An 11366-nucleotide genomic window follows, 5' to 3' on the forward strand; every position below is an offset into this window, starting at 1 on the left:
ATGGATCATCAACCACAAAAAATATCGGTAATAGAAAAAGTAGGGTATAGCCTGGGAGATCTGGCAGCCAACCTTGTTTTTCAGACCTTAGTCACCTACCTGACCTATTTTTATACAGATATTTACGGACTCAAAGCAGAAGATGCTTCTGTCATTACCCTTACTGTAGGTTTAATTGCCGGGTTTGGCTTTAATCCGCTTATCGGAGCACTGGCAGACCGTACAAGCTCACGATGGGGGAAATTCCGTCCATGGATTTTATTTACCGCTGTACCGCTTGGTACTGCAGCACTTTTGGCCTTCAGCACGCCTCACTTTTCCTACCAAGGTAAAATGATCTATGCTGCGGTTACCTATTCATTATTATTGTTATTATATGCTTCCAATAACTTACCATATGCTGCTCTGAGCGGTGTGATTACAGGGGATATGGGAGAAAGAAACAGTATTTCTTCGTACCGTTTTGTAGCGGTGATGTTTGCCCAGTTCTTTGTACAGGTATTTATGTTGCCAATCATTCTATATGTAGGACACGGAGATAAAGCACAGGGGATCGAGACCGTTATGACATGGCTGGCGGTGATCGGATCCGTCATGTTACTGATTACCTTTTTTACCACCAAAGAAAGAATCATTCCCAAACCGGAGCAGAAATCAAGTCTGAAAGAGGATTTAAAAGATTTATTCCAGAACAGACCCTGGATTATTATGCTTACTGTGACTGCATTTATATTTATCACATTGGCTATGAAAGGAGGATCTTATGTCTATTATTTTAACAACTATGTGGATGAAAATGCACTCAAAAGTTTTATCTCACCCATTACAGCATTTTTTAATTCTGCAGGGATGAATTTCTTTGGGGAAGACCCGAAATCTGCCGGGTTCGGATTATTTAATGCAGGAGGAATTGTCATGATGATTGTAGGCATTACTTTTTCTAAAAAACTGGCAGACAGATTTGGAAAAAGAGATACTTTTATTGCTTCATTATTCATTTCTACATTGTTTATCCTGTTCTTTATATTTTATCCTCCAAAAGCAGTTGGAATTATGTTTCTGTCACAGATTTTACACGGATTCTTTTATGGAATCAGTACACCGCTTTTGTGGGCGATGATTGCTGATGTGGCTGATTATTCGGAATGGAAGAACAACCGCAGGGCAACCGCTATTATCTTTTCTGCCATGATGATAGGATTGAAAGTAGGTCTAAGCATCGGAAGCTCTCTGGTAGCTTTGATCATTGGAAAATACGGATACATTTCAGTACACGGGAGCGAACAGGTTATTCAGCCTGAGACAGTGGCAGCAGGAGCGAAGATGCTTGTGAGTATTTTCCCGTCCATACCGTTTTTCATTGCCTGCGGACTGCTTTTATTTTACAAAATCAATAAAAAAATGGAAGTTCAGATTGAAAAAGATCTGGCTGAAAGAAGAAAATAAAAAAATAACTATGAAACGTATTTTAATTGGTTTGGCGGCTCTTACCGCTTCCGGGCTGTCGGCGCAGAAGTCTGACGGTACTTTAAAAAAAGCATTTCAGGATAAATTTTATATCGGAACTGCCATGAGCCTTCCCCAGATTGACGGGACAGATCAGAAAGCAGCGGCGATTATCAAAAAACAATTCAGTTCTGTTGTTGCCGAAAACTGTATGAAATCTATGTTCCTGCAGCCTCAGGAAGGAAAGTTCTTCTTTGATGACGCCGATAAATTTGTTGATTTCGGGATGAAAAACAATATGTTCATCATCGGACATACGTTAATCTGGCATTCACAGCTTCCAAAATGGTTTTTTTCAGATAAAAATGGAAAAGATGTTTCTCCGGAAGTGTTGAAACAACGCATGAAAAACCACATAACAACGGTAGTTTCCCGTTACAAAGGGAAAGTAAAAGGATGGGATGTGGTGAATGAAGCCATTCTTGAAGACGGAACCTACAGGAAAAGTAAGTTTTACGAAATCCTGGGTGAAGATTTTATTCCTTTGGCATTTCAGTATGCACAGGAAGCTGATCCCAATGCAGAATTATATTACAACGATTATAATGAATGGTATCCTGAAAAGGTAAAAACAGTCATTGCAATGGTTGAGAAACTTAAATCAAGAGGAATCCGTATTGATGGAGTAGGAATGCAGGCCCATGTCGGAATGGATAACCCTTCTATCGATGAATATGGAAAAGCAATTCTGGCCTATTCCAATGCCGGAGTTAAAGTTAATATTACGGAGCTGGAAATTAGTGCGCTGCCTTCTCCATGGGGCAGTTCTGCCAATATTTCAGATACCGTTGCCTACCAGAAAGAAATGAATCCTTACACCAAAGGACTTCCCAAGGAAGTAGAAATGAAGTGGGAAAAACGTTATCTTGATTTCTTTGGCTTGTTTTTAAAGCATAAAGATAAAATAAGAAGAGTAACCTTATGGGGAGTTACCGACAAACAATCCTGGAAAAACGATTTCCCGGTAAAAGGAAGAACAGATTACCCGTTATTGTTTGACAGGAAAGATCAGGAGAAACCTGTGGTACAAAAAATAATAAAATTGGCAGAGAAAAATTAAAATCAATAGAATTTTTACTTAATGAAAAAATCAAAATATTTATTCCCGGAAGATTATATGGCAGATCCTTCCGTTCACGTTTTTGAAGATAAAATCTATATCTATCCTTCTCACGACCGCGAAAGCGGAATTGAAGAAAACGATAACGGGGACCACTTTGATATGAATGATTACCATGTTTTCTCAATGGATGATGTGGACAGCGGAGAAATTAAAGATCATGGTGTAGTCCTTTCGGTAAAAGATATCCCATGGGCGGGGAGACAGCTTTGGGATTGCGATGTGGCCTTTAAAGACGGCAAATATTATATGTACTTTCCTCTTAAAGATCAGAATGATATCTTCAGAATCGGTGTTGCAGTGAGTGATAAACCTTACGGGCCTTTCATTCCTGAAAAACATCCGATGATGGGAAGTTACAGCATCGATCCCTGCATTTTTGAAGATAAAGGTAAATATTATATGTACTTCGGAGGGATCTGGGGCGGACAATTACAGCGTTACAGAGATAATAAGGCACTTGAATCTGCTATAATTCCAGAAAATGATGAACCCGCAATCCATTCAAAAGTGGCTCTGCTGAGCGATGATATGCTTGAATTTGCGGAAGCTCCTAAAGACGTTGTCATCATTGATGAAAACGGAAAACCTCTGCTTCATGGTGACAAACACCGTTTTTTTGAAGCATCATGGATGCATCAATATAATGGTAAATATTATTTCTCTTATTCTACAGGAGACACCCACCTGATTTGCTATGCGACTGGGGATAATCCTTACGGACCATTTACTTTTCAGGGTGAAATTCTTACTCCGGTGGTTGGATGGACCACTCATCATAGTATTGTGGAATTCAAAGGGAAATGGTATCTGTTTTTCCATGATTCTGTTCCGAGTGGTGGTAAAACATGGCTGAGAAGTATGAAAGTGATTGAACTGGAATACGATAACGAAGGTAAAATCAAAACGATTGAAGGTCTTGATGACCAGTCATAGTCATCTTTAATAACTTAAAATTTTTCAATGCGATATCTGAGATTCAACATTCTATTTATTCTGATATTTCCTTTGTTGGTTTTCGCGGAGGACGGAAGTCAGCTCTGGCTTCGGTTTTCTGCAAAAAACGGAATATCGGCAGATAAAATTATTTCCAAAGGCAGCAGTCCAACCCTGAATATTGCCAGAAAAGAGCTGGGCAGGCACTGGCAGGGACAGACGGTGGAACTTCGTACCGAAAACAAAGAGAAAAACCTGAAAGACGGTTATAGGATTGTTTCCACGCCTGAAAAAATTGTTATTTCTGCGGGTAAAGAAATAGGATTGTTGTATGGGGTCTATCATATCTTACGATTGCAGCAGACAAAAGCAGATCTGTCTCATTTAAGTACGATAGAAAAACCCTCATACGATGTAAGAGTTCTGGATCATTGGGATAATCTGGATGGAAGTATTGAAAGAGGCTATGCCGGAAGATCACTCTGGAAATGGGAAGATTTACCCGGGAAAGTTTCGCCGCGTTATGAAGAATATGCAAGAGCCAATGCTTCTGTAGGAATCAATTCCGTTGTTTTGAATAATGTGAATGCATCACCCAATATGCTTAGGGAAAATTATCTTAAAAAAGTAAGGGTTCTGGCTGATATTTTCAGACCTTACGGCATCAAAGTATATCTTTCCGTGAATTTTTCTTCACCTAAAGTGCTGGGCGGATTACAAAATTCAGATCCGTTGAATAAAGACGTACAAAAATGGTGGAAAGATAAAGCGGCTGAAATTTACAAGTTAGTTCCCGATTTTGGCGGATTTTTGGTGAAAGCCAATTCCGAAGGCCAGCCGGGCCCTCAGGATTACGGAAGAACCCATGCGGACGGAGCCAATATGATGGCCGATGCCCTGAAACCTTACAACGGGATCGTGATGTGGAGAGCCTTTGTCTACAGTCCAAGCAAAGACGACAGAGCCAAACAGGCTTATCTGGAATTTGTACCTCTGGACGGTAAATTCAGGGATAATGTGATTATTCAGATCAAAAACGGACCGATTGATTTCCAGCCTCGCGAAGCGTTCAATCCACTCTTCGGAGCTTTAAGAAAAACTTCTGAAATGGTAGAATTTCAGATCACCCAGGAATATCTGGGCTTTTCAAACCATCTCGTTTTCCTGGCTCCATTATTCAAGGAAACTCTGGACAGCGATACTTATTCTGACGGCCAAGGCTCTACGATTGCTAAAATAACAGACGGTACTTTAAGACCCGCAAAATTGACAGCCATTTCAGCCGTTGCCAATATCGGGGAAGATACGAACTGGACGGGACATCATTTTGCTCAGGCCAACTGGTATGCATTCGGGAGATTAGCATGGAACCATCAGGTGACCTCAGAGCAGATTGCAGATGAATGGATTAAAATGACCTTCACAGACGATCAAAACTTTCTGAATCCGGTAAAGGAGATCATGCTTTCTTCCAGAGAAACTGCCGTGGATTATATGATGCCATTAGGATTACACCATATCTTTGCGGGAGGTCATCACTACGGCCCTGAACCATGGGGAGATTATAAAGGCGGAAGACCAGACTGGTCCCCTGTCTATTACCATCAGGCTGATGCTAAAGGGGTAGGTTTTAACAGAACAAAAACAGGAAGCAATGCGGTTTCACAGTATTTTCCACCGCTTAATGAAAGATATGGAAACATCTCAACCTGCCCGGAAAATCTTATCCTGTGGTTTCATCATGTTCCATGGGATTATACAATGAAAGACGGAAAATCTTTGTGGGATGAGCTGTGTTATACCTATGATTCCGGGGTGAAGAAGGTAAGGGACTATCAGAAAGTCTGGAATAGAATGGAACCTTATATTGATAAACAAAGGTTTGCTGATGTTCAGTCAAAGCTTAAAATTCAATCTAAGGATGCGGTGTGGTGGAAAGATGCCTGCCTGCTGTATTTCCAGACTTTTTCCAAAAAACCTATACCTTATGATATAGAACGTCCTGTTCACGAACTGGAAGATCTGAAGAAGATTAAACTGAACATGGGACATCACAATTAAAAAATGAGGCAGCTCTTTTTCTGTTAGGAAATGGAGCTGCCTCAAAACAATAAACTGTAAGTAAAATTTTAATCCAAAATAATTGGAATGATCGATAGGTCAATCTATCTGTATATATTCCGTTTTATCGGAGAGAAATTATCTTATTAAAAACATTTCCGTTTTCTTCAACCTGAATGATGTATTGATCTGCTGTTTTAGGATCAAGATCAAAAGTGATATCCACCTTGCCGTCAGCATATTTTTTGTTCGAAGTATAATATGTTGTATTGGAAAGGTCATAAACTGAAATGCTTACAGGTCCTTTTACATCAGACATGTGAAGCTTGGCCATATGACCGGAAATAGTATATTCAGGCTTATGCACAGCGCTTACAGGTGTTTTTTCCACCTCCATTACATTATCAGCATTGATTTTAATCTTGTATTTCTCTATCTTCGCTTCTGATTCTGCTACCAGATAATACGTTCCTGGTGTAAAGCTTTGAAAATCATAAGTCTTCATCACATGATCTCCATCTGCAAGATTTTCGGAAAATAGCTCGTCATGTGCAGTGTTATAGACAAAAACAGAAACACTTTTAGCATTTAAAAGCTCAAAATTCAAGGTTTTGTCTTGTACGTTTCCAAAGGAAAGGGAAAAATCTCTGTCCTTACTCATTACATTTGCTGAAAACAATAAGGCTCCTGCAAAAAATACGGCTTTTAATAATGTGCTCATGGGTTAAGGCTTTTAGGATTAATATTGCAAAGCTAGGGCAGCAATACTTCTCAGGCTATAATTAAATTTTCATATTGATGTACTATATTAACCTTGTTTAATGGTATTAATGTATTATTTGTTAATTTTGCATATGAAATTATTTGTATTTGGCCTATGAAACATGTAAATCCTTCTTTTGAGGCGGTAAGACCTACTATAGGAAGCAGTTTTACCAGCCTTAAATTTCTGACTAATGAGAATATAAAATCACATGTCTGGCATTACCATCCTGAGATTGAGTTGATTTTTGTATGCAAAGGTTCCGGGAAGAGACAGATCGGAAGCAGTATCACTTATTTTTCAGAAGGAGATCTTGTACTGATAGGAAGCAATCTTCCGCATTGTGGACTGACCAATGAAAGTACACATAATGAGTATGAAATGGTGATCCAGTTTAAGCCTGATTTTTTAGGAGAACCGATCTGGAATATTCCGGAGATGCAAAGGATTTCTGCACTACTGGAAAAGTCAAAAGCAGGAATTGTATTCGGGGAAGAGGTGAAGAAAACAATCGGGAAAGAGATTACGGAGATGCATGAAACTTCCTCAATGGACAAGCTGTGCAGATTTCTGAAAATATTGGACGAACTTGCTATGAATCAGGATTACAGGATTTTAAATGCAGGAAAATATTACCTTCAGACACAGGTTGAAGACAATGAAAGAATAAATCTTATATTCAATTATGTTAAAGATCACTTCAAAGAAGCCATAACCCTCGAAGAAATGGCTGATCTAGCCAATATGAAAGTACCGTCTTTTTGTCGCTACTTTAAAAAAATCACCAATAAAACCTTTACGCAGTTTGTTAATGAATACAGAATTACCCATGCCCTCAAACTTCTGGCAGAACAGCCTTTGAGCATTACGGAAGTCTGCTTTGAATCGGGGTTTAATAACTTCAGCTATTTTAACAGGACTTTTAAAGAATATATCCAAAAAAGTCCTTCTCAATATAGAAAAGAATTCAACTATTTTATGGAGTAATTCACAGTCGTGTTTAATAATAAGGTGTTGTTTTGGAATGTATTGAAATATAAGTGTATATTTAACACTTATAAACAATATTTATAAAGTATAATTTCTCTGTTATAAATTTAGTAGTTTTATACTTAGGATCCCCAGGATCTGTTTGATCAGATAAGATTGATATGCATGAACAGTTAATCAACCCAACCCTAGAAAAGTTTAGGACCGAATTCAAAGAAGAGCCTGAACATATTTTCCTTTCTCCCGGAAGAATTAATATTATTGGTGAGCATGTAGACTATAGCGATGGCTTTGTATTGCCTGCTGCCATAGACAAATACATCTGTTTTGCTGTCCGTAAACTCCCTCAGACAAACCTTTGTACCATCATAGCCAAGGATCTCGGAGAAGAATATACATTTGATGTCGCAGCGGAGATAAAACCGGTACAGCAAATGTGGGCAAACTATATTCTAGGCGTTTTCAGTCAGCTGCAGAAACCCGAAAATCAATTTTGCGGAATGGAAATTGTTTTCAGCAGTACCATCCCGATGGGATCCGGGCTTTCCTCTTCGGCCGCTCTTGAATGCGGTTTTGCCTATATCCTTAATGAACTTTTTGATCTGCGGCTGTCAAAAAAAGAAATCGCGGTGATCGGGCAAAAATCCGAACATACTTTTGCAGGAGTTCAGTGCGGAATTATGGATCAGTTTGCCTCCGTTTTCGGAAAGGAAAATAAGGTCATTATGCTTGATTGCAATTCCCTGGAACATCAATATTTTGATGCTGACCTTAAAGGATACAGCTTATTGCTTTTTGACAGCTGTGTAAAACATAGTCATCTGACATCCGGCTATAATGAAAGGCGTAAAGATGTTGAGCATGGAAAAAAAGTTTTATGGGAAAAATTCCCCGAAGTAGAGAAGTTCCGGGATTTTACCACAACTATGCTTGACAGTGTTAAAGAGAAAATGGGAAGTGTTTCACATAAAAGATGTCTCTACTTACTGAAAGAAATAAAGAGGGTAGAAATGGCGGCAAAAGCTATTTCAGAAGGAAATGTTGAGCATCTGGGAAGACTTCTCACGGAAACTCACGCCGGGCTGTCCACTGAATTTGAAGTCAGCTGCGAAGAACTTGATTTTTTGGTTGAAAACACATTGCAGCAGGGAGGTGTACTGGGAGCAAGAATGATGGGAGGAGGTTTCGGAGGCTGCAGCATCAACCTGATTCAGGAAGATAAAGTTGAGGAAGTAATTCAGGCCATCAGTGAAAAATATTTTGAACACTTTAATATTGAGATGAAAGTTTACCAGGTTAAAATTTCAGACGGGATAAAAGAATACACCAATGAATACATTATTTGACCCTAAAAAACATCCCCACAGAAGATACAATCCTCTTTTGGATGAATGGATACTCGTTTCCCCACAACGGGCAAACAGGCCATGGCAGGGGCAGAGAGAAGAAACAGTAACAGAAAACCGTCCTGAATATGCCCCGGACTGCTATCTCTGCTCAGGAAATATTCGTGCTAATGGAGACCGTAACCCTGAATATAAAGGAACCTATGTCTTTAACAATGATTTTGGAGCATTGCTGAATGAAGAAGTTGATTTTTCTGAACAACAGTCAGGATTTTTTACTCTACTTCCGGAACGAGGAATCAACAGGGTGGTTTGTTTTTCTGAAAACCACAGCCTTACTTTGCCGGAAATGTCTTTGGAACACATCAAAAATGTGGTGGATGTATGGCAGGAGCAGTTCAATGAGCTGGCCGCTCTGGACCATATCAACTATGTTCAGATTTTTGAAAATAAAGGAAGCATCATGGGCTGCAGCAACCCGCATCCGCATGGTCAGATATGGGCGCAGTCGTCCATTCCGGCAATGGTTCAGAAAACCCAGGATCAGCTGAAATCGTATTTTGAAAAGAATAAAAGGACATTGCTGGAAGACTATCTTCGGCAGGAAATCACGGCTGGTGAGCGCATCGTCACAGAAAATGAACACTTTGCCGCATTGGTGCCGTTTTGGGCGTCTTGGCCTTACGAAACAATGATGATCAGCAAACAGAAAAGAGAAAATATTGCGGAATTTTCTGAAGCGGAAAAAGAATCTTTTGCTGCTGTCCTCAAGGATCTGACCACAATATATGATAACCTTTTTGAAACGTCATTTCCTTATTCTGCGGGAATTCATCAATCTCCAACAGACGGAAAAGAGCATCCTGAATGGCATTTTCATATGCACTTTTATCCGCCGTTGCTCAGAAGTGCGGAAATAAAAAAATTTATGGTAGGATATGAAATGCTTGCAGAGCCTCAACGGGACATTACCCCCGAACAAAGTGCCGCAATATTAAGAAACCTTTCCACCATTCATTACAAGAAAAAATAATAAATCAATATCTTTGAAAAGAATAAGCAAATTATGATTCTGCTACGTACAGAATTTCGCTTTTCCCAATAAAATTATGGAACAGATTAAATTAATTGTGACGGACATGGATGGGACGTTTCTTAACTCCAGCCATGAAATGAGCCCTGAGTTTTCAGAAGTTTATAAAGAACTGAAAAAGAGAAACATTGTATTTGTCCCGGCAAGCGGAAGACAGATGCCGGGCATTACCCATTATTTCGGAGAAATAGAAAGTGAGATCGGTTTTATTGCTGAAAACGGAGGATACGTGATCTATAAAGACCAGGAACTTTTCGCTGATACGCTGGAATACAAATATATCGTTGAGATTATTAAAGCGGTCCGTGAAATACCCGGTGCCAAAGCCGTATTATCAGCCAAAAAGATGGCGTATTACGAAACCGAAGATCAGCAGTTTGTGGATTTTTTCTCAAAATATTACACCGAAAACATGAAGAAGGATGATCTGACAGAAAAAATTGATGATACCGCCTTTAAAATAGCAGTTTATCATCCTGAAGGTTCTGAAAAACATCTGTATCCGGCACTGAAAAAATTTGAAGAATTCGGTCTGGAAGTAGTGGTTTCAGGAGCGTATTGGCTGGATGTTATGAATAAAGATATCAATAAAGGAAATGCGCTGAAAATCCTTCAGAAATCGCTGGGAATCTCACCTGAAAATACGATGGCTTTCGGAGACTATATGAACGATATAGAAATGCTTAAGAATGCCAAATATTCTTACGCTATGCAAAATGCCCATCCGAATGTAAAACAGGTAGCCAATTTTGAAGCATGCACCAATGACAGCTTCGGAGTTCTGAAAACGATTAAGGATTATCTGCATTTGAATTAGTACATCCATATAACACCAATTAAACTAATAATATGAATACATCAACCGGCAGAAAGCCCGCCAAAACATGCTATGAGCATATCGGTGGAAAACTGGGACAGCTTCTTTTAGAACAATTCGTTGAGAAAGGCTGGATTGCCAAAGAAAATCCTGCAGACCGTCACTATTATATTACAGAGAAAGGACAGGAAGAATTTACAAAACTGGGTCTTGATCTGTCACAAATAAAGGCAGAATAACGGCTCATCATAGCTTTTCGGTATTACAAATAGTATATATTTAAAAAATCAGACGTGAGTCTGATTTTTTTGTTTTTAATTGTATGTAAGTATGAATTTTAGATTTGTACCGCATGTTTTTGGATGTTTTATATGCTTACATTTCTATGTTTTTTATATAAATAGTAATGGGTGAATTATAATAATACGATATTTCGTAGTATTATTTACTGGTTGTTTTTAATAATGTATTGAAAATCAATTGATTTGTTGTTTTGGGTTGTTTTTTGGCATTATGCTCATAAGTTTAATTCAAAAAATAGTACAACAATGAGCACATTAACATTAAAAGACGGAACAGAAATTTTTTACAAAGATCAGGGAGAAGGACCTGTATTAATGTTTCACCACGGATGGCCTCTATCATCAGACGATTGGGATGCACAGGTGATTTTCTTTTTACAGAAAGGCTACAGAGTGGTTACCCACGACAGAAGAGGCCACGGGCGTTCCAGC

Annotated in this window: 11 protein-coding genes; 10 read left to right on the forward strand and 1 reads right to left on the reverse strand. The window is 39.0% G+C overall.

From position 1 onward, the window contains the following. From DEU40_RS10590 to DEU40_RS10605, 4 genes are read left to right on the forward strand one after another with little or no spacing between them, the layout of a single operon-like run. Positions 1-1446 carry an MFS transporter gene (locus DEU40_RS10590; protein WP_110009795.1) on the forward strand — a complete coding sequence of 482 codons (1446 nt, stop codon included), beginning with the start codon at positions 1-3 and terminating at the stop codon, positions 1444-1446. A gap of 10 nt (positions 1447-1456) precedes the next feature. Then, complete coding sequence (locus tag DEU40_RS10595) at positions 1457-2566, forward strand: endo-1,4-beta-xylanase (RefSeq protein ID WP_110009817.1); 1110 nt, start codon at positions 1457-1459, stop codon at positions 2564-2566. Between the two features lie 21 nt (positions 2567-2587). Beyond that, positions 2588-3562 carry a glycoside hydrolase family 43 protein gene (locus DEU40_RS10600; protein ID WP_110009796.1) on the forward strand — a complete coding sequence of 325 codons (975 nt, stop codon included), beginning with the start codon at positions 2588-2590 and terminating at the stop codon, positions 3560-3562. A 27-nt stretch (positions 3563-3589) separates the two neighbouring features. Then, complete coding sequence (locus DEU40_RS10605) at positions 3590-5623, forward strand: alpha-glucuronidase (RefSeq protein ID WP_110009797.1); 2034 nt, start codon at positions 3590-3592, stop codon at positions 5621-5623. 124 nt (positions 5624-5747) lie between these two features. Here the strand turns inward: DEU40_RS10605 and DEU40_RS10610 are convergent, their stop codons facing one another. Next, complete coding sequence (locus DEU40_RS10610) at positions 5748-6344, reverse strand: hypothetical protein (RefSeq protein ID WP_002978746.1); 597 nt, start codon at positions 6342-6344, stop codon at positions 5748-5750. 156 nt (positions 6345-6500) lie between these two features. Between DEU40_RS10610 and DEU40_RS10615 the strand changes: the two genes are divergently transcribed. From DEU40_RS10615 to DEU40_RS10640, 6 genes are all read left to right on the forward strand, one after another. Then, a complete protein-coding gene (locus DEU40_RS10615; protein WP_110009798.1) occupies positions 6501-7373 on the forward strand; it encodes an AraC family transcriptional regulator in 873 nt (290 codons plus the stop codon). Positions 7374-7537: 164 nt separating this feature from the next. Continuing rightward, positions 7538-8722, forward strand: a complete 1185-nt coding sequence (gene galK, locus DEU40_RS10620; protein WP_110009799.1) for a galactokinase — start codon at positions 7538-7540, stop codon at positions 8720-8722. After that, positions 8706-9755, forward strand: coding sequence for a UDP-glucose--hexose-1-phosphate uridylyltransferase (locus DEU40_RS10625; protein WP_110009800.1), 1050 nt, complete (start codon positions 8706-8708; stop codon positions 9753-9755). Before galK ends, DEU40_RS10625 begins: the two co-directional genes overlap by 17 nt. A gap of 76 nt (positions 9756-9831) precedes the next feature. Beyond that, positions 9832-10632: an HAD family hydrolase gene (locus DEU40_RS10630; protein WP_110009801.1), complete on the forward strand. Its 801-nt coding sequence runs from the start codon at positions 9832-9834 to the stop codon at positions 10630-10632. A 32-nt stretch (positions 10633-10664) separates the two neighbouring features. Beyond that, positions 10665-10871: an ArsR family transcriptional regulator gene (locus DEU40_RS10635; RefSeq protein WP_110009802.1), complete on the forward strand. Its 207-nt coding sequence runs from the start codon at positions 10665-10667 to the stop codon at positions 10869-10871. Positions 10872-11180: 309 nt separating this feature from the next. Further along, a partial coding sequence (locus DEU40_RS10640) for an alpha/beta fold hydrolase (RefSeq protein WP_146207846.1) occupies positions 11181-11366 on the forward strand: 186 nt, incomplete at its 3' end.

The organism is Chryseobacterium sp. AG844 (genome assembly GCF_003182335.1).
GTDB lineage: Bacteria > Bacteroidota > Bacteroidia > Flavobacteriales > Weeksellaceae > Chryseobacterium > Chryseobacterium cupriresistens.

What these genes read in the sequence shown, in the direction of transcription:
- DEU40_RS10590 (WP_110009795.1), top strand. Translation starts at nt 1, where the DNA reads ATGGATCATCAACCACAAAAAATATCGGTAATAGAAAAAGTAGGGTAT.
- DEU40_RS10595 (WP_110009817.1), top strand. Translation starts at nt 1,457, where the DNA reads ATGAAACGTATTTTAATTGGTTTGGCGGCTCTTACCGCTTCCGGGCTG.
- DEU40_RS10600 (WP_110009796.1), top strand. Translation starts at nt 2,588, where the DNA reads ATGAAAAAATCAAAATATTTATTCCCGGAAGATTATATGGCAGATCCT.
- DEU40_RS10605 (WP_110009797.1), top strand. Translation starts at nt 3,590, where the DNA reads ATGCGATATCTGAGATTCAACATTCTATTTATTCTGATATTTCCTTTG.
- DEU40_RS10610 (WP_002978746.1), bottom strand. Translation starts at nt 6,344, where the DNA reads ATGAGCACATTATTAAAAGCCGTATTTTTTGCAGGAGCCTTATTGTTT.
- DEU40_RS10615 (WP_110009798.1), top strand. Translation starts at nt 6,501, where the DNA reads ATGAAACATGTAAATCCTTCTTTTGAGGCGGTAAGACCTACTATAGGA.
- galK (WP_110009799.1), top strand. Translation starts at nt 7,538, where the DNA reads ATGCATGAACAGTTAATCAACCCAACCCTAGAAAAGTTTAGGACCGAA.
- DEU40_RS10625 (WP_110009800.1), top strand. Translation starts at nt 8,706, where the DNA reads ATGAATACATTATTTGACCCTAAAAAACATCCCCACAGAAGATACAAT.
- DEU40_RS10630 (WP_110009801.1), top strand. Translation starts at nt 9,832, where the DNA reads ATGGAACAGATTAAATTAATTGTGACGGACATGGATGGGACGTTTCTT.
- DEU40_RS10635 (WP_110009802.1), top strand. Translation starts at nt 10,665, where the DNA reads ATGAATACATCAACCGGCAGAAAGCCCGCCAAAACATGCTATGAGCAT.